Source organism: Streptomyces sp. NPDC002845 (assembly GCF_053591955.1).
This window is the reverse complement of the sequence record NZ_JBSFUU010000051.1, coordinates 44,001-64,970: the sequence shown is the minus strand read 5'-3', so window position 1 is coordinate 64,970 and position 20,970 is coordinate 44,001. Positions and strand designations below refer to the sequence as shown.

18 protein-coding genes and 1 pseudogene are annotated in these 20,970 nt (G+C 70.7%); 9 read left to right on the top strand and 10 right to left on the bottom strand.

From position 1 onward, the window contains the following. Positions 1-50 precede the first annotated feature (50 nt). The 3 genes from ACWD3C_RS31205 to ACWD3C_RS31195 form a co-directional block, all read right to left on the bottom strand. Complete coding sequence (locus tag ACWD3C_RS31205) at positions 51-1,316, bottom strand: DUF5667 domain-containing protein (protein WP_451149521.1); 1,266 nt, start codon at positions 1,314-1,316, stop codon at positions 51-53. Positions 1,317-1,627: 311 nt separating this feature from the next. Then, positions 1,628-2,452: an ECF subfamily RNA polymerase sigma factor, BldN family gene (locus ACWD3C_RS31200; protein ID WP_451149520.1), complete on the bottom strand. Its 825-nt coding sequence runs from the start codon at positions 2,450-2,452 to the stop codon at positions 1,628-1,630. Positions 2,453-4,108: 1,656 nt separating this feature from the next. Next, on the bottom strand, positions 4,109-5,062 hold the full coding sequence (locus tag ACWD3C_RS31195; RefSeq protein WP_451149519.1) for an HAD family hydrolase: 954 nt from the start codon (positions 5,060-5,062) through the stop codon (positions 4,109-4,111). A 175-nt stretch (positions 5,063-5,237) separates the two neighbouring features. Here ACWD3C_RS31195 and ACWD3C_RS31190 point away from each other — a divergent pair, with 175 nt between their 5' ends. The 5 genes from ACWD3C_RS31190 to ACWD3C_RS31170 all read left to right on the top strand — a co-directional run bounded on the left by ACWD3C_RS31190 (position 5,238) and on the right by ACWD3C_RS31170 (position 11,200). Beyond that, positions 5,238-5,570: a glutaredoxin family protein gene (locus ACWD3C_RS31190; protein WP_451149527.1), complete on the top strand. Its 333-nt coding sequence runs from the start codon at positions 5,238-5,240 to the stop codon at positions 5,568-5,570. A gap of 368 nt (positions 5,571-5,938) precedes the next feature. Then, positions 5,939-6,697 (top strand): redox-sensing transcriptional repressor Rex, encoded by a 759-nt coding sequence (locus tag ACWD3C_RS31185; RefSeq protein ID WP_451149518.1) that lies wholly within the window; start codon positions 5,939-5,941, stop codon positions 6,695-6,697. Continuing rightward, positions 6,694-8,487, top strand: a complete 1,794-nt coding sequence (locus tag ACWD3C_RS31180; RefSeq protein WP_451149517.1) for a glutamyl-tRNA reductase — start codon at positions 6,694-6,696, stop codon at positions 8,485-8,487. Before ACWD3C_RS31185 ends, ACWD3C_RS31180 begins: the two co-directional genes overlap by 4 nt. Beyond that, positions 8,484-9,455, top strand: coding sequence for a hydroxymethylbilane synthase (hemC, locus tag ACWD3C_RS31175; protein WP_451149516.1), 972 nt, complete (start codon positions 8,484-8,486; stop codon positions 9,453-9,455). Before ACWD3C_RS31180 ends, hemC begins: the two co-directional genes overlap by 4 nt. Then, positions 9,452-11,200 (top strand): uroporphyrinogen-III synthase, encoded by a 1,749-nt coding sequence (locus tag ACWD3C_RS31170; protein ID WP_451149515.1) that lies wholly within the window; start codon positions 9,452-9,454, stop codon positions 11,198-11,200. The genes hemC and ACWD3C_RS31170 overlap by 4 nt, the downstream gene beginning before the upstream one ends. 23 nt (positions 11,201-11,223) lie before the next feature. Here ACWD3C_RS31170 and ACWD3C_RS31165 read toward each other — a convergent pair whose 3' ends face one another. After that, the gene (locus ACWD3C_RS31165) at positions 11,224-12,615 is read right to left on the bottom strand and encodes an FAD-binding oxidoreductase (RefSeq protein ID WP_451149514.1); all 1,392 of its coding nucleotides are present in this window, start codon (positions 12,613-12,615) and stop codon (positions 11,224-11,226) included. Positions 12,616-12,930: 315 nt separating this feature from the next. Here ACWD3C_RS31165 and ACWD3C_RS31160 point away from each other — a divergent pair. Then, positions 12,931-13,152 (top strand): annotated as a pseudogene (locus ACWD3C_RS31160) (porphobilinogen synthase); the annotation flags it as partial. An 802-nt stretch (positions 13,153-13,954) separates the two neighbouring features. On the opposite strand, the gene ACWD3C_RS31155 reads toward ACWD3C_RS31160, so the two are convergent. Both ACWD3C_RS31155 and ACWD3C_RS31150 read right to left on the bottom strand, forming a co-directional pair. Next, positions 13,955-14,164, bottom strand: coding sequence for a DUF397 domain-containing protein (locus ACWD3C_RS31155; protein ID WP_451149513.1), 210 nt, complete (start codon positions 14,162-14,164; stop codon positions 13,955-13,957). After that, positions 14,161-14,997 carry a helix-turn-helix domain-containing protein gene (locus tag ACWD3C_RS31150; RefSeq protein ID WP_451149512.1) on the bottom strand — a complete coding sequence of 279 codons (837 nt, stop codon included), beginning with the start codon at positions 14,995-14,997 and terminating at the stop codon, positions 14,161-14,163. The genes ACWD3C_RS31155 and ACWD3C_RS31150 overlap by 4 nt, the downstream gene beginning before the upstream one ends. A gap of 288 nt (positions 14,998-15,285) precedes the next feature. On the opposite strand from ACWD3C_RS31150, the gene ACWD3C_RS31145 reads away from it, so the two are divergent. After that, complete coding sequence (locus ACWD3C_RS31145) at positions 15,286-15,498, top strand: hypothetical protein (RefSeq protein ID WP_451149511.1); 213 nt, start codon at positions 15,286-15,288, stop codon at positions 15,496-15,498. Beyond that, positions 15,495-15,731, top strand: a complete 237-nt coding sequence (locus ACWD3C_RS31140) for a hypothetical protein (protein ID WP_451149510.1) — start codon at positions 15,495-15,497, stop codon at positions 15,729-15,731. The genes ACWD3C_RS31145 and ACWD3C_RS31140 overlap by 4 nt, the downstream gene beginning before the upstream one ends. A 545-nt stretch (positions 15,732-16,276) precedes the next feature. Here the strand turns inward: ACWD3C_RS31140 and ACWD3C_RS31135 are convergent. After that, the gene (locus tag ACWD3C_RS31135) at positions 16,277-16,651 is read right to left on the bottom strand and encodes a hypothetical protein (RefSeq protein ID WP_451149509.1); all 375 of its coding nucleotides are present in this window, start codon (positions 16,649-16,651) and stop codon (positions 16,277-16,279) included. A gap of 60 nt (positions 16,652-16,711) precedes the next feature. Between ACWD3C_RS31135 and ACWD3C_RS31130 the strand changes: the two genes are divergently transcribed. After that, positions 16,712-17,551 carry a methionyl-tRNA formyltransferase gene (locus tag ACWD3C_RS31130; protein ID WP_451149508.1) on the top strand — a complete coding sequence of 280 codons (840 nt, stop codon included), beginning with the start codon at positions 16,712-16,714 and terminating at the stop codon, positions 17,549-17,551. On the opposite strand, the gene ACWD3C_RS31125 is transcribed toward ACWD3C_RS31130, so the two are convergent. From ACWD3C_RS31125 to ACWD3C_RS31115, 3 genes are read right to left on the bottom strand one after another with little or no spacing between them, the layout of a single operon-like run. Next, the gene (locus ACWD3C_RS31125) at positions 17,530-19,920 is read right to left on the bottom strand and encodes an ATP-binding protein (protein WP_451149507.1); all 2,391 of its coding nucleotides are present in this window, start codon (positions 19,918-19,920) and stop codon (positions 17,530-17,532) included. The genes ACWD3C_RS31130 and ACWD3C_RS31125 overlap by 22 nt on opposite strands. After that, on the bottom strand, positions 19,913-20,524 hold the full coding sequence (locus ACWD3C_RS31120) for a DUF6879 family protein (RefSeq protein WP_451149506.1): 612 nt from the start codon (positions 20,522-20,524) through the stop codon (positions 19,913-19,915). Before ACWD3C_RS31120 ends, ACWD3C_RS31125 begins: the two co-directional genes overlap by 8 nt. After that, positions 20,517-20,786: a hypothetical protein gene (locus ACWD3C_RS31115; protein WP_451149505.1), complete on the bottom strand. Its 270-nt coding sequence runs from the start codon at positions 20,784-20,786 to the stop codon at positions 20,517-20,519. The genes ACWD3C_RS31120 and ACWD3C_RS31115 overlap by 8 nt, the downstream gene beginning before the upstream one ends. Positions 20,787-20,970 lie beyond the last annotated feature (184 nt).

The window sequence follows — 20,970 nt, the reverse complement described above, 5'->3', positions numbered from 1 at the left end:
GGGGCGCCCCTTGTCACAAGGGGCGCCCCCACCGCCGTACGGGAACGGACCTAGTCGGTGGCGTCCTCGCCGTCGATGCCCAGGCCGGGCAGCAGGCCCGGCAGGAGTGGTGGCAGGGTCACGTCCGGTTCGGTGGGCGTGGTGGTCCTGCCGGAGGACGGGGAGGAACCGGTGCTGGTGTCGGTCTCGCCGGTCTGGGGCGGGTCCAGGAGGCCGCCCGTGTTGCCGCCGAGGAGGCCGTCGCTGTCGGAGCCCGTGTCCGAGGCGGACGGCTTGGGGGTGCCGCTGCTGCTCTGGCTCTCGCCGGCCGTACCGCTGCCCGTGGCGCTGGGCGCCGGGCGGTCGGTGTCCGTGGAGCCGCTGGGGGAGCCGGTGCCCGTGCCGGGCTGCCGGCCCGTGCTTCCCGGGGCCGGGGGCTGGGGCAGCAGGGACTGGAGCGGGGCGACCTCTTCGTCCATGGCGTCGAAGACCGACGAGACCTGTCGGCTCACGTCCCCGAGCTGCACCGGGAGCCGGTCGCGCAGGGCGCCCCAGGTGTCACGGTGGGAGCGGGAGAAGGAGTCGAGGGCCTGGATCGGGCCCAGGGAGTCGGGATCGCGCTCGTACGCCTCGCGCAGCAGGCGGTGGCCCTCGGAGGCGTCGTGCCGCATCCCGGTCAGGGCGCGGCGGACCTCTCCGACGGACTCGTGGTCGAGGTGGCCGCCGCGATCGCGCTCCATGAGCCGGCGGGCCTCGCTGAGCCGCGTGGAGGCCTGGTTGAGGTAGAGCTCGCCGCGGTCCGTGCTGTCGTCGGTCAGGGTGAGCTTGAAGTCCTCTATGCCGCGCTTGAGGCCGTACAGGGAGTCACCCGGCAGGGCGTCGGAACTGGCAGCGGCGACGCCGCCGAAGGCTCCCGCGGCCACACCGACGCTGAGCCCGCCCGCGGCGAGACCCTTGCTCAGTCGTGAACGGGGTCGCAGCTTCCCCAGTCCGCTTGCCCGGTGAGCGCCTCGCCCCCGCGCCCGGCGCTGCTCGGGCACCGAAGGGTCCGCCGCTTCGCCTCCCGCGGTGCCCTCCTGCAGCATGGCCTCCATCGCGGCCACGAGCTGGGCCCGCTGGACGACCTTGACCTCGGGGTCCAGCTCCGGCTTGGGCAGCTCGCCGAGACCGGTCGCGAGGGCCAACAGGCGGCCCTGCTCGGTCCGTGGTTCCGCGACAGCCGCAACAGCCGGGGCCGACCCTTCGGGCTGCTCGGCCGCCGTGCCCCGGTCGGTCAGCTCCTCCAGGGCCTGGGCGAAGGCGTTCGCCCGCCGGTGCGCCGATACGTTCGCGATCACTGGCGGCACCTCCTCTCGTCATGACGGTCGACTCCCCAGGGGGTCCTGAGGGTTGCACGCCCTCGACCACTTGCACACGATCGAGTGATCGAAGTCGGCCAGGACGTGTCCACAGGGAGCCTGTATCCCGCACAACGAGCGGCGCGGCACTTGGGTTACGGACGGCGGATGATCGAGCCGTGAAGCCAACGGACGTTTACGGATGGTGAGTTGAGCAACGCTGAGCGTACGGGGCCGGTGTGGCTCGTACGGCTTCCGGGGCGCGGCTCGGTAGGGGGACGTGTGGCGGGCGGGCGTACGACGGGCAGTGCTCAGCGGGCGTCGTCCGGCAGGAGGCGGGCGAGGGTACGGACGGCTCGGTACTGGAGGGTCTTGATCGCGCCCTCGTTCTTGCCCATCACCCGGGCGGTCTCGGCGACGGAGAGGCCCTGGAGGAAGCGGAGGGTGACGCACTCCTGTTGCTGGGGGTTGAGGCGTCGTACGGCGTCGAGGAGGGCGGCGTTGGAGAGGGACTCCAGGACGGAGTCCTCCGGTGAACGCTCGACCTCGTTGGCGTCGAGCATTTCGCCGGTGGTCACTTCGAGTCGGAAGCGGCTGGACTTGAAGTGGTCGGCGACCAGGTTGCGGGCGATCGTCACCAGCCAGGCGCCGAAGTCGCGGCCCTGCCAGGTGAACGTGCCGATGCGGCGCAGGGCGCGGAGGAACGTCTCGCTGGTGAGGTCCTCGGCGGTCGCCTTGCCCCCCACGCGGTAGTAGATGTAGCGGTACACGGTGTCGCTGTACTGGTCGTACAGGCGACCGAATGCCTCGGCCTCGCCGTCCTGGGCGCGTTCGACGAGGTCCATCATGCGGGCGCTGTCGCTGTCCGCGGCCGGGCGGCGGGTGGTGGTGCCCGGTCCCGAGCGGCCCCGTCTGCCCGCCCGCCCGTCACCCGACCGCCGCCCCTCGACGACGGCGCTTCGCGCCGGCACCTGCTCGATGCCGTCCGCCAGTGCGTAGCACGGGCCGAGGGGCGCGGTGGGGACAGCGAGGGCGGGGACGGCGTACGCGGTGGGGACGAAGCCGCGCAACAGGTCTTTGACCGTTGCGCGCAGCGTAGCCAGGCCCGAGGCGTCAACCCCGACGTGTGGGTACACGAGACTCCCAGAGGCAGAGCTTCCATCACGTGCAGTACGGAACCTTTCACCCGTCGTAGCGACGGAGGGGGTACCGGTTTGCGTTTGAGGAGAATAACGCTTCGTACAGGCACTGCTACACCCAGTTGCTCTATTCATCGATTACGTCGCTTCTGTTACTGATCTACGCCCGTTCAAGTGCCGTTCTCCGACCGGTTGTTGATCGGATAAGTTCACGTTGTGCTCTGGTCGGGGGCGTGTTGTGGCCGGGTGCGGGGGGCGTGACTGGCGGGGGCGGTGGTGGGGTAGGACAGCCCGAATGCCGGGGTGCCGTCCCGCCTTTTTCGCCCCCGCCGCCCCTACCCGTCCCATCCCCAGGGGCTCCGCCCCTTCGACCCCATCAGGGGGCTCCGCCCCTGGACCCCCGCTGGAGTGTCTCCGGGGCGGGTGGGACAGGTCGGGTGGGTGGGAGTCGGGGGTGGGGGATGGAGTGCGCGTGCGGGGCGATGGGGGTTGCCGTGGATCGGCCTGAACGGCCTCGTCCTCAAGCGCCGGACGGGCTGGAGGGGGCTGGGGTGGGCTGATCGGCGTGGCCGCGTGGGTGGGGATCGGCCTTGCGGCCTCCTCCTCAAGCGCCAGACGGGCTGGTGACGCTCGGCCCGGGCTGACAGACGTGCACCGTGACGGCGGGACAGTCATGCGCGGCGCACCAGGAACCCACAGCACGGCAGCCGCATACGGACGCGCAGAGCACCCCACCGCGAAACCCCCGGGCCGGCGTCGTCCGAACGCGCGCGGGGTGCCCGGCGTAGCCCTGCGGTGGGTCGGCTGCGTACGGTCGTGCGGAGGTTGTGCCGCGTGCCTACGTAGCGGGTCGGGTTGTGCACGGTCGTGCGGAGGAGGGGGCGTGCCGCGTAAGCCGCGTATCCCCGCAGCGGGGTCGGTGGTGCACGGTCCTGCGGGAGTTGTGACGCGCGGCCCCGCAGCGGAGCCGGCGGTGCACGGCCCTACGGGGGTTGTGACGCGTCCCCTGCGGCGGGTCGGCCGCGCGCGTGCGGAAGGGGGTGTGTCGGGGTGTCCGCCCGCAGCGGATGGCGCGTTCAACGCAGTTGGGCCCTGTGGCCCAAGCTATTTCGCGCCAGACCGAGGACGGAGCCCCCCGGCGCGCCCCCGACCCGGGGCACACCGCAGGCGCGGCTTTTCCCACCCGGCGGCAGGCGCGTCGCGTCCTCGGCCCGGGGTGGACCGTGGGCGTGGTGCTCTCCGCTCCGTGGCAGGCGCGCCTGGTCCTCAGCCCCGTACGGACGATCCCAGGCGTGGTGCTCTCCGCTCGGTGGCAGGCGCGTCCGGTCGTCGACCCCGGGGTGGACCGTGGGCGTGGTGCCCCCCGCTCGGCGGTAGCCGCGTCGCGTCCTCGGCCCGGGGTGGACCGTGGGCGTGGTGCTCCCCGCTCGGCGGCAGGTGCGCCTGGTCCTCAGCCCCGTACGGACGATCCCAGGCGCGGGACTTCCCGCTCGGTGGCGGTCGCGCCTGGTCCTCAACCCTGGGCGGACCGCAGGCGCGGTGTTCCCCGCGCGGTGGCAAGTGTGCGGTGGCCCTGGTCCCGTATGAGGCTCAGGTGTGGTGGGCGTGGGGTGTCTTCGGTGCTGTACGGGCGATCCCGGGGTGGGCTCGGTGTCAGCGGCGGCGGCGGTGCAGGGCGATCGCTGCTGCTGTGCCGCCGGCTACTGCGCCGACGCCTGCTGCGGCGGGCAGGCCGACCTTGGCTGCTTTGCGGGCTGTGCGGTAGTCGCGGAGGCGCCAGTCGGAGGCGCGGGCGTGTTTGCGGAGCTTTGTGTCGGGGTTGATCGCGTAGGGGTGGCCCACGAGGGAGAGCATCGGGATGTCATTGTGGGAGTCGCTGTAGGCGGCGCAGCGGGACAGGTCCAGGCCCTCGGCCGTCGCCAGTGCGCGTACCGCCTCCGCCTTGGCCGGGCCGTGCAGCGGCTCGCCGACGAGCTTGCCCGTGTAGACGCCCTCGACCGATTCCGCGACCGTGCCCAGGGCTCCGGTCAGGCCCAGGCGGCGGGCGATCACCGTGGCGATCTCCACCGGGGCCGCCGTGACCAGCCATACCTTCTGGCCGGCGTCCAGGTGGGCCTGGGCCAGCGCCCGGGTGCCCGGCCAGATGCGCTCGGCCATGTACTCGTCGTAGATCTCCTCGCCGATGGTCATCAGCTCGGCGACGCGGTGGCCCTTGACGATCGACAGGGCCGAGTCGCGGGCCTCCTGCATGTGCTCCGGGTCTTCGACTCCCGCCAGCCTGAACCACGCCTGCTGCCAGGCGAACCGGGCGAGGTCGCGTGTCTCGAAGAACTTCCGCTTGTGCAGGCCCCGGCCGAAGTGGAACAGCGCGGCACCCTGCATGACGGTGTTGTCGAGGTCGAAGAAGGCGGCGGCCTTGTCGTCGCCGAGGACCGGGAACTCCGGTTCCGCGACCGATTCCTCCGCTTCCGCCGCGCCGGTGTCGGGCGCGAGTTCCTCCAGTTCCTGCGAGGACTTGCGCGCGGCCTCCGCCGAGGCCTCGCCTGCCAACACGCTCCGCGCCGTGGCGGAACGCCTACGGGGAGTGAGCCATCCGAGAGCGGCCATGCCGTGAGCATAGCCAGTCTGTTCGGTACTTCCGGAGTCGAGAGGTTTGGAGGCTGTGAACTCTCCGCGACCGTACCGTTAAAGGATCCCTTGAGGAGTGATCCGACCGGTGCCTCCGCGCGCGGAACCGGCAGGTCGGGTTCGGCATGAGAATGGCTGAATGGCTGACATGAATATGGCTGACATGAGTCGCAGGTTCTGGCGTGGCGGGCGTCGTGCGGGCAGTTCGGGCAGTACGGGCAGCGCGAGCGAGGAGGGTCCCCAGGGGCGGCGGGTCGTCACCCTGATCGGGAAGCCCGGCTGCCATCTGTGTGAAGACGCGCAGGCCGTGATCGAGAAGGTGTGCGGCGAGCTCGGGGTGCCCTGGGAGCAGAAGGACATCACCCAGGACGAGGAGTTGCACCGCGAGTACTGGGAGCAGATTCCCGTCGTGCTCGTCGACGGCCGGCAGCACACGTTTTGGCGTGTGAACGAGCAACGCCTCCGCAAAGCCCTGGCCGAGTCCTGACCGAGAGTCGGCTGAGGCATGGCTGAGTCCGGGCCGAAGTTCCGGTCGCGTCCCCATCGAGTGCCGACCTAGCAGTCCAACTGGTCCAAAAAGTCGCTTAGGATCGATGGGCCGAAGGTCTCGGGGGCGGGGATCGTTGAGGAGTGTGTGCGGTTTTGCCCCCAGTACGTGAGGCATCCAGTGAGGAACGAAGGCGCGCGTGCGCCGGTTCCGTACGCGTGCGCCGGGAGTGCGTGACCCCGGTCACGTTGGCCGGGCAAATCGGACACCATCTTTGTGCACGCGTTCACAAAGACATAGCCTGCTTTCGACGGGGCGGTCTGGGTACGTGTGACCGCCTGCAGCCCCGCTCTACCCGCAGGAGCACCGTGGCAACTGGCCGAACTCACCGACCGGCGACCCGCAGCCGAGGGATTCCCGAGGCCACCGTCGCCAGGCTTCCGCTGTACCTCCGAGCCCTGACCGCACTGTCGGAGCGCTCGGTACCCACGGTCTCCTCCGAGGAGCTGGCGGCCGCCGCGGGGGTCAACTCCGCGAAGCTGCGCAAGGACTTCTCGTACCTGGGCTCCTACGGGACGCGTGGGGTCGGCTACGACGTCGAGTATCTCGTCTACCAGATCTCCCGTGAACTGGGGCTGACCCAGGACTGGCCGGTTGTGATCGTCGGTATCGGTAATCTCGGCGCGGCGCTGGCCAATTACGGCGGGTTCGCGTCCCGTGGATTCCGTGTGGCCGCGCTGATCGACGCCGACCCGGCGATGGCTGGGAAGCCCGTGGCGGGCATTCCGGTGCAGCACACGGACGACCTGGAAAAGATCATCGAGGACAACGGCGTATCGATCGGCGTGATCGCCACCCCCGCCGGTGCCGCCCAGCCCGTCTGCGACCGGCTCGTCGCGGCCGGGGTCACGTCCATCCTCAACTTCGCGCCGACCGTGCTGACGGTGCCGGACGGCGTCGACGTACGGAAAGTGGATCTCTCCATCGAGCTGCAGATCCTCGCCTTCCACGAGCAGCGCAAGGCCGGCGAGGAGGCCGTCGCCGAGGGCACGGTGCCCGCGGTCGCGCCCAAGGACACCTCAGGCAAAGGACCGGACGGGGACGTCCCCGCCGTGATGCCGGCATGAGTCTCCTCGTCGTCGGGCTGAGTCACCGCAGCGCTCCGGTCAGCGTCCTGGAGCGGGCCGCGCTGGCCTCGGACGCCCAGATCAAGCTGCTGCAGGACACGGTCACCGCCGAGCCGGCCACCGAGGCCGCCGTCCTCGCCACCTGCAACCGGATCGAGCTGTACGCCGACGTGGACAAGTTCCACGCCGGTATCGCCGAGCTGTCCACGCTGCTCGCCCAGCACAGCGGGGTGGGGCTCGACGAGCTCACTCCTTACTTGTACGTGCACTACGAGGACCGGGCCGTCCACCATCTGTTCTCCGTGGCCTGCGGGCTCGACTCGATGGTCGTCGGCGAGGGGCAGATCCTCGGCCAGATCAAGGACTCCCTCGCGCAGGCGCAGGAGCTGCACACCGCCGGGCGCCTGATGAACGACCTGTTCCAGCAGGGGCTGCGGGTCGGCAAGCGCGCCCACTCCGAGACCGGCATCGACCGGGCCGGGCAGTCGCTGGTGACCTTCGGCCTGGAGCAGCTGGCCGAGGGCGCGGACGTCGACGCCTGGGCCAAGGGCAAGCGGGCCCTCGTGATCGGCGCGGGCTCCATGTCCTCCCTCGCCGCGGCCACGCTCGCGCGTACCGGGGTCGCCGAGATCGTCGTCGCCAACCGGACGTACGACCGTGCCGAGCGGCTCGCCCAGATCCTGACCGAGCAGGACGGAACGGACGTGGCGGCCCGCGCGGTACCGATGGAATCGGTGCCGTTCGAGCTGACACGTGCCGATGTCGTCGTCTCCTGCACGGGCGCGACGGGCCTGGTCCTGACGGCCGACGCGGTCGCGGAGGCGGTCGAGGGGCGGGTGCCAGAAGGTTTCTCCGGTTCCGCCGGTGCGTCCGAGGGCGCGCGGTCCGGTCGTACGACATCCACGGCCGCATCCAAGGCCACGGCCACGCCCCTCCCGCCCACCGGCGTCGGCACTGAGGAGGGCTGCCCCCTCGACGTGTCGGCCGTGCAGGGCGGCGGCTTCTCCGTGATGGGCGAGGCCGCGGTGGCCGGGATGGACGCGGCCACGCTGGAGCAGCACGCGGCCTGGGTGTCGGGCGGCACGATCGACCGCCGCGAGGCCGCCCGCCGGGCGGAGGCGGACGCCGACCTCATCAACGCGCTCGCCGCGACCGCGGCCCTCATCGGCCGCGTCCCCGAGCGCCGCAGGCCCGAGCCGGTCGCCGAGGTGCCCCGGCCCGAGCCCGTGCTCGCGCTGCTGGACCTGGCGATGCCGCGGGACATCGACCCGGCCGTGCACCGGCTGCCCGGCGTACGGCTCGTCGACATCGAGTCGCTGGCCGAGGTCTCCGCCACCGTGTCCGATCAGGGGACTCTGTCCGCGGGGCCGATGGCGGCCGATGTGGACATGGTGCGCCAGATCGTGTCGCAGGAGGTCGCGGCCTTCGGGGCGGCTCAGCGGGCCGCGCACATCACGCCGACCGTGGTGGCGCTGCGGACCATGGCCGCCGATGTCGTCGCGAGTGAGATCGCGCGCCTCGACGGGCGGCTGCCCGAGCTCGACGAGAAGCACCGGGCCGAGATCACGCAGACCGTGCGGCGCGTGGTCGACAAGCTGCTGCACGCGCCGACCGTACGGGTCAAGCAGCTCGCGGCCGAGCCCGGCGGCGCCGGGTACGCGGACGCCCTGCGGACCCTGTTCGACCTGGACCCGGAGACGGTCGCTGCCGTGTCCCGGGCCGACGGCCAGCCCAATGGCCGGCCCAAGAAGAACCAACCCGAGAACGTCGAGAGCCGAGGTCCGGCATGAGTGAGCACCCACTGAAGCTCGGGACCAGGCGCAGCAAGCTCGCCATGGCCCAGTCCGGGCAGGTGGCGGACGCCGTGCGCCGGGTGACCGGACGGCCCGTCGAACTCGTGGAGATCACGACGTACGGCGACACGTCCCGCGAGCACCTCGCGCAGATCGGCGGCACGGGTGTCTTCGTCACCGCGCTGCGCGACGCGCTGCTGCGCGGGGAAGTGGACTTCGCCGTGCACTCCCTCAAGGACCTGCCCACCGCGCAGCCCGACGACCTGTCGCTGGCCGCGGTGCCGGTGCGGGAGGACCCGCGCGATGTGCTGGTGGCCCGCGACGGGCTGCGGTTCACCGAACTGCCCGAGGGCGCGCGCGTCGGCACCGGTTCGCCGCGGCGGATGGCCCAGTTGAACGCGTACGCGCGCAATCACGGGCTCTCCATCGAGACGGTGCCGATCCGCGGGAACGTCGACACGCGGATCGGGTACGTGCGCAGCGGCGAGCTGGATGCCGTCGTGCTGGCCGCCGCCGGTCTGAAGCGGATCGGCCGGATCGACGAAGTGACCGACTTCCTGTCGGTCGACACGGTTTTGCCCGCCCCCGGCCAGGGGGCTCTGGCGATCGAGTGCAGGGCGGGGAACACCGCCCAGGATGCAGCGCTCGTTGCTGCGCTCGGAGAGCTCGACGACCCGTTCACCCGGGCCGCCGTGACCGCCGAGCGGTCCCTTCTCGCCGCCCTGGAGGCCGGTTGCAGTGCCCCTGTGGGGGCGCTCGCCGACCTTCTGGCCGACGGGCAGATTGTCAAGGAAATGCGCCTGCGCGGCGTCGTCGGCACCACCGACGGCTCGACGCTGGTGCAGCTGTCCACCACCGGTCCCGTGCCCGAGACGTACGACCAAGCAATGGCGCTCGGCCGTGAACTCGCTGCCGAGATGCTTGCCAAGGGCGCGGCCGGTCTGATGGGGGAGCGAGCACATTGAGCCCCACCACCCTTCCCGCCGGTCCGGAACACGGGCACGTCACCTTCCTCGGTGCCGGACCCGGAGATCCGGGACTGCTGACACTGCGCGCCGTGGAGGCGCTGGCGAACGCGGACGTTCTCGTCGCCGGGCACGAAGTGCTCGACGTGGTGCGTACGCATGCCAGAGCGGGCGTCGCCGTCCTCAACACCGACGCCGGTACGCCGTCGTCCTCGGAGCCCCCCTCGGGATCGTCCTCGGGGTCTTCCTCGAATACGTACGCGAGCTCGGGCACGTCTCAACCAGCGGTTGCTGACGGCGCGTCAACAGCCGTTGGGATCCCCGCCTTGAGGGATGCGGCCCATCTTGTCATGGAGGCCGCGCGGGGCGGCAAGCGGGTCGTCCGTGCGGTGTCCGGCGACCCCGGGCTCGACACCTACGCCGCCGAGGAGATGCTCGCCTGCGCCGCCGCCGGCGTTCCCTTCGAGGTCGTGCCCGGTATCGCGGCGGCCGTGGGCGTGCCCGCGTACGCCGGTGTGCCGCTGCGGGACGCGCAGGGCACGGACGTACGGTTCGTCGACGCGCGTACGGCCTCCGACCGGTGCTGGACCGAGGTCGGGGCGTCGGACGGGACGGTCGTCGTCTCGACGACGCTGGACTCCGTGGCCGCCGCGGCGGGTGAGCTGGTGGCGGCGGGCCGCAAGCCGGACACCCCGATGACGGTGACGATCGCCGGTACGACGACCCGGCAGCGCACCTGGACCGCCACGCTGGGCACGATCGCGCAGACCCTGAAGCAGGCCAAGGTGCTGCCCTCGCCGGACGGCGGGCGGCCCGTGATAGCCGTGGTCGGTGAGCGTTCCGCCGCCGCCCAGCGCGACCAGCTGTCCTGGTTCGAGAGCAAGCCGCTGTTCGGCTGGAAGGTTCTCGTCCCGCGGACGAAGGAGCAGGCGGCGTCGCTCTCCGACCAGCTGCGGTCCTACGGGGCCGTCCCACACGAGGTCCCGACCATCGCCGTCGAGCCGCCGCGCACGCCCCAGCAGATGGAGCGGGCCGTCAAGGGGCTCGTGACGGGGCGGTACGAGTGGATCGCCTTCACGTCGGTCAACGCCGTCAAGGCCGTGCGGGAGAAGTTCGAGGAGTACGGGCTCGACGCGCGCGCGTTCGCGGGGATCAAGGTCGCGGCGGTGGGCGAGCAGACGGCGAAGGCACTGATCGCCTTCGGCGTGAAGCCGGATCTCGTGCCGGGCGGGGAGCAGTCGGCCGCCGGGCTGCTGGAGGACTGGCCGCCGTACGACCCGGTGTTCGACCCCATTGACCGGGTGTTCCTGCCGCGGGCCGATATCGCCACGGAGACGCTGGTGGCCGGGCTGATCGACCTCGGGTGGGAGGTCGACGACGTCACCGCGTACCGGACGGTGCGTGCCTCGCCGCCGCCGGCGGAGACCCGGGAGGCGATCAAGGGGGGTGGCTTCGACGCCGTTCTCTTCACCTCGTCGTCGACCGTGCGGAACCTGGTCGGCATCGCGGGCAAGCCGCACAACGTGACCGTGATCGCGTGCATCGGTCCGGCGACCGCGAAGACCGCCGAGGAGCACGGTCTGCGGGTCGACGTCATGGCCCCCGAGCCGTCCGTGCACAAGCTGGCCGAGGCGCTCGCGGACTTCGGGACGAAGCGGAGGGCTGCCGCCGTGGAGGCGGGGGACGCGGTGACCCGGCCGAGTGAGCGGAGGCCGGGGGCCAGGCGGAGGCGTACGACGACGTAGGGAACGTAGGGAACTACGGGGTTTTACGCTGCTGCCGGGGGCACCGTGTGGCCGTACCGCAGCAGGTTCGACGGGTCGTACGTGGCCTTTGTGCGGCGGAGGCGGTCGTAGACCTCCGGTGTCCAGGCGCGGGCGCGGTCCAGTTCGTCGCCCGGGGTGCCGTGGACGTTGACCATGGTCAGGCCGGTGCCGTACGGGGCCATCGCGGTGTGCAGTGCCGTGGTGGCCTGTTCGATCGCGCGGGCGGCCGGTGCGTCGGTCACGACGCCGACCGCCCCCAGCAGGTAGGCCGCATCGCGGGAGCAGACCGCGTCCTGGACGGCGGGCAGGCGGGCCAGCGCGCCGCCCATGTGACGCAGCTCGACGAACAGCAGGGGGCAGTCGGTGGCCGCGGGGCCCGCCTGGCCCAGGAACGTCCGTACGGCGGCCGGGGGCAGGTCGCGCAGGAGTGAGCACGACTCCCGCGCGGGGAGCGGGTCCTTCGGCTCCATGTAGATGCGGTCCACGTCCGTGTAGTCCATCTCCTCCACCGAGTCGATCACGACCGGCGCGGCGGCGCGGATCGGTGCCAGCAGGCTCTCGCCCTCGGTCGTGTCGCCGGTCCAGGCGACCGCGACCCGGGCCCAGAAGCCGCCGCGCAGGGGTTCGGGGATCTCCGGGAGCGGGGGCAGACGCAGGACGGTGAACGCGCTGCACATCTCCGGTGGCACCCTCGGTGTCCATTCCGTCCAGGCGCGCAGCAGGGCCTCGGCGTCCTCGCCCGCGCAGTAGATGCCGCCGCCGAGGATGCGGGACAGTGGGAGCAGTTCGCAGACCAGTTCCGTTACCACGCCCACGTTGCCCTTGCCGCCGCGCAGCGCCCAGAACAGGTCGGGTTCGTGGGTGGCGTCGGTCTCGTGCAGGGTTCCGTCGGGGGTGACGACCTGGAAGGAGCGGACGAGGTCGGCCGCGTAGCCGTAGGTCCGGCCGAGGGCCGGGAGTCCGCCGCCCAGTGTGTAGCCGACCACGCCGGAGCCCGTCGACGTGCCGCTGAGCGCGGCCAGGCTGTGCGGGGCGGCTGCCGCCAGGACATGCCGCCACCTCGCGCCGGCGGCGATCGTCGCGGTGCGCTCGCCCGGGTCGACCCGTACGTCCGTCATGCCGGCCGTGCTGATCAACAGGCCGTCGTCGATGGGGAAGTTGGCCCCGTGGCCGGTGCCCTGGACCGTGACCGGGGTACCGGTGGCACTCGCCCAGCGCATCGCGGCCACCACGTCGTCGGCGCCGGTCGCGCCGATGACCACGTCGGGGGTGTGCCGTGCGGCCAGGTTGAAGCCGGTCACCTCCGTGGCGTAGTCGTCGTCGCCGGGGCGCAGGATCGGGCCGCGGATCCCGGAGAGGGCGAACAGGTCGGGGGTTTGGTGGGTGGCGGTCATCGCGTCCTCCTGGGGTGGGGGGGGGAGGAGGGGCGGCGGCGGTTGGGGGGCCGTCTCTTCCAGGATGGGGGTGGGGGGTGGGGGGCGCATGTGGGCATGTTGGGAGTGGGGGTTTGAGGTGCTCGGTGCTGGTGTGGGTTGGGGGCGCTTGTCGGGGCTTGGCGGGGTGCTGCTCTCTGTGGGACGGGTGCCGCCCCAGTGGCTCGACTGCCCGTAGTCGCGTCGTCGGCATGGCGGCGGCATCGGGGCCCGGTGGCGCCGACGTCGCGTCGGCAAAGGTGGGGCCGGGGCGGGCGTAGCGTAGGCGGTAGGACGATGTACGGATCCTTCCCGGGCGCGCGGCCGCGGTGGTTGCGTACCACTCCTGTGATGCGGCGGATGGTCGCGGAGACCCGGCTGCACCCGGCGGACTTCATTCTCCCGGCGTTCGTGCGGGAGGGAGTCGGTGAACCGGTGCCGATCGCCGCGATGCCGGTGGTTGTGCAGCACACGCGGGACAGCTTGAAGAAGGCGGCGGTGGACGCCGTGGAGGCGGGGGACGCGGTGACCCGGCCGAGTGAGCGGAGGCCGGGGGGCGCGCGGCGCAGACGTACTACGCGTAATGCGCCGCCGCGCCCGGCGTGGTCAGCACCTGGATGCGCTTTTCGCCCCGCCCTGCACACGGGGGCGGGGCGCTTGTTCTGTTCCCCCGCAGAGATGGGGTGCCTTCTCTCGGTCGGCAGGCACTTCGCATTCTCGGTATGTCTGCTTACGACGAACGCTTCCTGCAGAAGTGGGCTTCTCAGGAAGCGTTCGCTTGGACTGATTGACCTTGTGAAGAGGGGACCACTACCACGAATCGTGGGCGCCGCAGTCGGATTGATGTGGCCTCAACCGGACCTGCTCTGGAAGCAGTTGAGCCCCCGAATCCGCCTGAACTTGGCGGGCGGACTCGGGGGCGACAACCAGGCTCTGCTTCGGGCTGTGTGCGATGCGGTGACAGGACTCCAAGGCTTACGGCGCCGACACCAGCAGGAGGTGTCGTAGCGAGGAAGGGAGCGACGATGACGCAGGGTGATGAGGATGCGCGCTTGACCGAGGCCATCTCCGCCGAGAGGTTCCAGCAGGCGAGGGGTATGGACGGCATGGTGGACGAGGGCCCGGCCGAAGAGCAGTGAGCAGGGCGGGAGCCGGGCCGATGAGACGGTGCCATACACACCAGTGATGCCCCGCTCCTCCTCGCAGAGTGGCGGGGCATCACGTAGTCGGGTCAGACTCACACGGAGAACTCGTCACGCTGGACGGCAACGACGAACGACGACCAGGCGCCGGGCTCGGAGACGGGCGTCGGGCCGAGCGGTCAGACAGAGCCGAGCTCTCCGGTCTTGACGCCCGCCACGAAGGACGAGAACGCCTCGGCGGGGACGTCCAGAACCGGACCGTTCGGGTTCTTGGAGTCACGGACGGGGACCACGCCGCGCGGGGCGACGAGGTTTCCGGCGACCTCTATGCACTGGCCGCCGTTCTCGCTGTACGAGGACTTGTACCAACGGGGGGATTCGGTCGTCACGGGGTGCCCTTTCGCAACTGGTTGATCATGGCCACGGATTCCGCCTGTGAGCAGGCCTCGGCCTGTAGTTGATGGTAGGCCGTCAGCATGGGCAGGACGAACCTGCCGTCCCGTTCGAGATGACCCCGCTGGGCGGACTCGGCGTACGACAGGAGCGAGCGGTCCGACATTGTGAGGACGGTGACCGGCAGGCTGAGCGGTCGGCGAGCCCCCATGCTGAACGGAGCGACCTGGAGCACGGTGTTCGGCAGCTCGGCGAACTCGATCAGCCGCTCCAACTGGGCGTTCATGACGGCGGGTTCGCCGATGGGCCGACGCAGACAGCTTTCGTCCAGCACCACGAAGATCATCGGCTGGGGCGTCCGGACGAGCGCGGTCTGCCGATCCGCGACGAGCGTGACCCGCTCGTGCGCCTGCTCGGCGGTGACCGCCCCTCGCTTGACGACGCTGTCCGCCAGGACCGTCGCGTACTCCGGTGTCTGAAGCAGACCGGGAATGACCCCCACTTCGTACAGCCGGATCTCTGCCGCACGCCTCTCGTGGTCGACGAACTGCGGGAAGCCCTCCAACAGGCTGCCGTGGCGGATCTCGCGCCACTGGCGCTCGAACGTGTCCTCTGTATCCGCGATACCGAAGGCGAGGTCCGCACTGCGCGAGAAGCGCAAGGTCGGCATCTTGCGAGCAGTTTCCACGGCCGAGATATGCGAACTGGCATATCCCACCCGCTCCGCCAGGTCCTCCTGCTTCCAGCCGCGCGCCTCCCGTGCGCTGCGCAGACGCGCGCCGAAGGCGGCCTGGGGAGAACTGTCCGGGTCCAACTCCTTGCGGTTCAAAGAGCTTTCACCAACCTTCCGTTCCTGTCTGACTCGTTGATTGCTTCCCCGCCGTGGGCCACGCTGAACTCGCTTGGTAGTGACAGTGCTACGGAGAGGAGCGGTCGTGTCCGATCAGGAGACAGTTCGGGCGGCCCCGGCTGGCGGCGTGGCAGAGCTGGAAGCACTCATGGAAACCGGTGGCTTCCGGCGACTCGCGCCGAAGTGGGTTCCACGCACCGGTTACGCGTCACCAACCCCCGTACTGCTGCGGGCCGTTGAGGCCGGACTCAAGGGGAGGTCGTAAGGGTGACCAGTGAGACGACGGCGACGACTCCGGTGCTCCGCGCACCTGCCCTTGAGCCCGTACCCGTGGACGGCTGCCCCATCTGCACTGCCGCGTCGACGAAGCGGGAAGCGGCTCGACGGCTGGGCAGCGTCGTAAGCCTCCGGAGCACCAACGACGTGATCAGTCAGCACCCGCACCGCCGGGCAACGGACGCGAAGGCGGTGGCGGCGTGAGCGCCCCCGAGACGAATGCGGAGCCCGCGTACGTGCCCGGCCTGGGGGACTGGACCACCGATGCCCGTACGGGCCGTGTGGGCTCCGTCGTGAGTTGGGACGGCTCGACGTTGACCCTGAGAGCCCCCAACGGCGAGGAGTGGGACACGGCGGAGTTCCGCCGGCCGACCACCCGTGAGCGTCTGGTTCCCCGGGTGGCTGAGGCCAACCGCCGTACTCGCCGGGGACTGTGAAGTGGCGACGGCACCGGAGAGAACGGCCGACCCGTTCGCGGGCACCCCGTACGAGAGCAGCCCCGAAGGGTGGTGGACGCCGTACGGCGGAGCGCTGGATGTGACGTCCGGCGTGGTCCACCTCCCCGGGCCGGACTACCCGCCGTGCCGTTTCCCGCAGTGCGAGCGATGCCGAGGAAGGACGGAGCGATGAGGACAGCAGTACGGCAGCGACCGGCCCGAAGGCCGCGAGCCGAAGCGGACGAACTCACGGTTGGTCAGATCGTCTATGACCGGCACTACGACATGCCCGCAAGGATCACGGGCATTCAGGGCCCGGTGGTCTTCCTCGCCCGTCCCACCGGCCTTGAGTGGCGTTCACGCAGGGTTTCGGTTCGACCGGCCACAGCGTGGGAGCAGCGACAGCTAGCGGCCCTTGCCAAGCTTCACATGCAGCGCCAACGGGGCTTCAATGTCCCCGCCTGAGCTCCCGCCCCTGCTGGGGAAGACCTGTTTCCCCTCCCACGGCAGAAGGCCCCCAGCGGGGGCGGGTTACCAAGACCCCGTTACTGCGGCCCGAAAGTGATGCCTCCTTGGATGTCGCGGGCCTGGACGAGGGTCGTGACGGTTCCGCTGTTGGTGTTGTGCAGGTCGGGCATGTCGGGCAGGTCACGTAGGACATCGAGAAGGGGCGGGCGCTCGGCCAGAACGGCGGCGAGGTATCCGGCCCAGTACGCTCGCTGGACGGCCTCGTCGTCGCCTATGCCCGCGGCCTGGTGGTGGGCCGTGTCCAAGCGGCGTTCGATGTCGGTCTGCGGTTCGCCGGTCTGCCGGCTCCAGCGGCGTGCGAGGGCGTCGCGTACGTGTGTCCAGCCGTCGGTGAGAATCGCCGTGACGAGGGACTGGGCGCTGGGCAGGAGCACCGATGTCACCGGATCCATGAGATGATCACGCACCTTTGCGGTTCGGCTTCGTCCATCATGGTGGGAGGTGGCTGACGGATGCGCGTAGTGCTGATGTCGTACGGGGCTGAGGGCTTCGAGGACTTGGCTGCGGCGTGCGAGGCAGCCGGTCACACTCCGGTCGCGTATGTGTGTGCCGCATCGCGGGGTGGGGCTGGCGCGGATGAGGTGCTGGCGGCGATGCCGGCCGGGCCCGATCTGCTGGTGCCTCGCAGCCCGCAGGGCCTCGCGCTCGCTCTCGCCGGATACGAGCCTGACGTTGTCGTGTGTTACGGGATTCCGTGGCGGCTGCCTGCGTCCGTGCTGCGCGCACCGCGGCTCGGAGTGCTGAACGTCCACCCGTCGCTTCTGCCGCGGCACCGGGGGCCTATGCCGGTGCACTGGGCCGTGCGGCACGGCGAGGAGGAGACCGGGGTGACGGTGCACTGGATGGACGAGGCGTTCGACAGCGGCCCGGTCGTGGCCCAGCGCGGTGGCATCTCCCTCCCGGACGATCTGGCCGGCGACGTGGTCTTCGCACAGGTCCGGGCCACCATCCGGGCGCTGGTACCGGAGGCGCTGGCCCTGGCGGAGGACGGTTTCGCGGGGACGCCGCAGGACGAGTCGCGGGCGTCGTACGAGGGTGTCATGGGCCCGGAGAGCGCGGTCATCGACTGGAGTCGGCCGGCCCGGGAGGTCCACAATCTGGTGCGGGCTTACCGGTTCGGCCTGTTCGCCGTTCCGGGGCCGCTGGCGGTCGTCCGGGGCAGGTGGGTCAGTGTGCTGCGGACCAGTACCAGGCAGGTGAGCGGTGTGCGGATGCGGTGCGGGGACGGGCCGCTGTGGGTCACCGAGTCGGTGCCGGTTCCAGCGCGGGATCACTGGCTGGCCTCGTCGTGAGGTGACCGCCGGACGATGCTGTCCCGTAGTCGCACAGCCCGCGGGTCGGTGAAAGTCGTGAGCAGGTCGACTGCGTCAGCTCGTGCGTCAGCGGCCTCCTGCGGCGCGCTAGCACTGTCCAGGGCAACTGCCAGGTGCGCCAGTGTTCGTGCTGTCTCCCAGGTCAGCTGAAGGTCGCGGTAGGTTGCCGCTGCCCGGTGGTGGAAGTCCGCGGCTTCCTGCTCGCGGCCGAGTTGCAGACACGCCTGCCCGAGGCCGTCCCAGGCAGCGGCTTGGCGGGCGCGGTCGCCAAGCTGTTCCTGGAGTGCTGCGGCGCGATGGTAGGAGACCTGTGCCCGGGTGGGATGCCCGGTGGCGCGTTGGGCGTCGCCCAAGGCCAGGAGCCAGTAGGCCTCGGTGGCTGCGCTGCGGATCTCGGTGGCGATGGCTACGGCCTGCTCGGCGTGTGCCAATGCGGCATCCGCGCTTGCGCTGTCCAGTTCCGCGACGGCAAGGAGCCGGAGTGCGTTGCCCTCGGCGCGGCGATCGCCGTGGGCCCTGAACACCTCGATTCCGCGGTGCAGAGGACCGACTGCCTTCTCGGGGTGCCCGAGTTCCAGTTCCACCTGCGCGAGATTGACTGCCACGCGAGGCTCCCAGAACCCGTCGTTCAGGGCCGCGAACAGCGCCCTGCTGCCTTCGAGGGCCGCTTGTGCCTGCGTGAGGTTGCGGCGGCGTAGTTCAAGCAGGCCAAGGCCGTTGAGCGTCAGTGCCTCACCGAAGGTGTCGTGCAGTTCCCGGCGCAGGGTCAGCGCCGACTCATAGTGCTCCGCCGCGGTTGTCAGGCTCTGGGACTGGGCGTACGCCATGGCGAGGCTCTCCTGCAGTTCGGCTTCGGCGCGCCGATCGCCGTCGCGCCGGGCGGCCTCCAGACCGATCTGGGAGGTGATGAGCCAGTCCTGAAACGGGTTGTTGGTCATGTAGACGGCACGCAGGACCACCGCCAGCTGCCAGGCGATCCGGTCCCGTCCGCCGCTCGCGGCCGCGCGCACGGCAGCCACCAGGTTGTCCCGTTCTGCCTCGTACCACCGCATCGCCTGCGCTCCGTCGGCGAACCGCACCTCGGGCAGTCCTCCTTCGGCAGGCACCAGCTCCACGTGAGGCTCCTGCGGCGCGACACGGGCCTGGACCGCGTCCGCGGTGTGCAGGTACCAGATCAGCACCCGCCGCAGCGCTTCTTCGCGCTCCTGCGGGGTCTGTTCCAGCCGTGCCTGGTCGGCGGCATAGGCGCGCAGCAGGTCATGCAGGCGGAAGCGATCGGACGCGGTCTGCTCGGCCATGTGCGCGGCGGCGACGACGTCAAGCAGGCGTCGGGCGGTGCGGACGTCGACTCCCGCGAGAGCTGCCGCAGCCGTGTCGCTGAAGTCCGGTCCGGGGTGCAGTCCGAGCAACCGGAAGAGCCGGGCGGCATCTGGCGGCAACGCCCGATAAGACCAGGTGAACACGGGACGCACCGCCTCGGACTCCTCGTCGCCGTCTGCTGACAGCACTTCCCACCGGCCGGACTCGTCACGCAGTTCGCCGATCAGATCCGCCAGGTGCATCAACGGTCGCCCGGCCGCACGCTCGGCAGCGATCCTGAGCGCCAGCGGCAGGCGCGCGCACAGCGAGGCGAGTTCCGCCACCTGAGCGGGATCGTCCCCGTCCCGGTAGCCGGAGATGACGCTGCGCAGCAGGGCGATGGAGCCGTCCTGGTCGAGCACATCCAGCGTGAGGCGCCGCGCTCCCTCCCGGATCGTCAGGCCGGGCAGACGGTGCCTGCTGGTCACGATGACCAGACATCCCGGTGTCGCCGGCAGCAAGGGCCTGACCTGGGATGCGCGGGCGGCGTTGTCGAGCACGATCAGCAGCCTGCGGTCGGCGAGCTGTGAGCGGAAGGCCGCGGCCATGTGCTCGCCGTCGGCGTGGACCGCGTCCGCGGGGGCACCGAGCACCCGCAGGAAGCGCTCAAGAACCCGCTCGTACGTGACCGGAGCCTGCGGGTCGTAGCCGTGCAGGTCGGCATACAACTGCCCGTCCGGGAACCGGTCGCGGACCGCGTGCGACCAGTGCAGCACCAGAGACGTCTTACCCACTCCCGCAGTGCCGGTTATGAGCAGCACCCGCGCATAGGCGGGACTGTCATCGAGCAGACGATCAAGCGCCTCACGCTCAGCGCACCGGTCGACGAAACCCTGCCCGACCAACGGGAGTTGGTACGGAACCGGCAACCACACGCGATCGGCCGCCGGAGCGTGGAAATGTATCCCGCCCTGCACATCGCGGGCCTGCACGACGTCACGGGCCGTGCCGGAGAGCGAGGAGTTGACCCCCTCGCGCGGCTCAGCCACCCGTCGGAGGCTTCAGGTGGGCCACTTCACGGCTGAAGAACGTGCCGATGTCCTCCCCCAACACGTACAGCTCCTCAACCCGCGCCGCCACGCGATCCCTCGTTCCCGCATCGAGGTAGCGCACGGCCCCTTCCAGGGCGCCCTCCGCGTCGTAAAGGATCTCGTACACGGTGTCGTCGTTCAGCGTGACCAACTCCGGGACCGGACCCTCGCGTTCATATGCCGCGATGTCTTCCGGACCGATGACGCGGATCAGCTCACCGCACTCGGCCCGCACACGCAGCAGATGCAGCTCCCACTGCAGGTACGGCGTGAGCGGCATCTCCACCACACGGACACGCAACAGACGGCAACGGTGACGCGCGGCCAGACGGGACACGTCGAGCAGCCCGGCACGCTGCGCCTCGATCAGCCTCAGTGCCTCCTGCCAGTCCCCCTGGACAAAGGCTTCCCAGCTCGCGTCACCCGGCTCACGGAAGTGCCGGCGGCGCTCCAGCTTCCACGAATCACAACCGTCCACAGTGAAGTCCCTGCTGCGGAAGTCCTCACGGTAAGCCTCCAGTCCCAACCGCTCGCCGGGCGAGGCACCAAGGAGGTCACGCATCCGGAATGTGCGCCTTGGCGGCCAGCAGGGTGACTCGCGGGATGACCACGAGGCGTTCGCCACCGCCGATGACCGCATCGTCGGGCAGGCCCTCGGAATACACCGCCGTAAGGTCACGGCCGATGACCGCGAAGTCGCCGTTGTCGAGCTCCCAGATGTCCGGACAGCCGTCCCGTCCCCCAGTCGTGCCCAGCTCCGACGGCGCGACGCCGATGCGCCGGGCCAGCCGCGCCTGCGGATCCGCGTCCCACGTACCGCCCATACGCCGCCCCCTGTGTAGCTGTGGCCTGCCCAGACTGCCTACCCAGCGTACGGACACAGCGACAGGCCGTCCACGCCCGCTCGCGGGAATCAGCCAGGGACCACCACGAATCCGGCCCTGTCGGCACCGGACTTCGCCGGACCCGCCTGGGCCGGGGCCCGGAAACACGGGTTCCGGCCGCTCG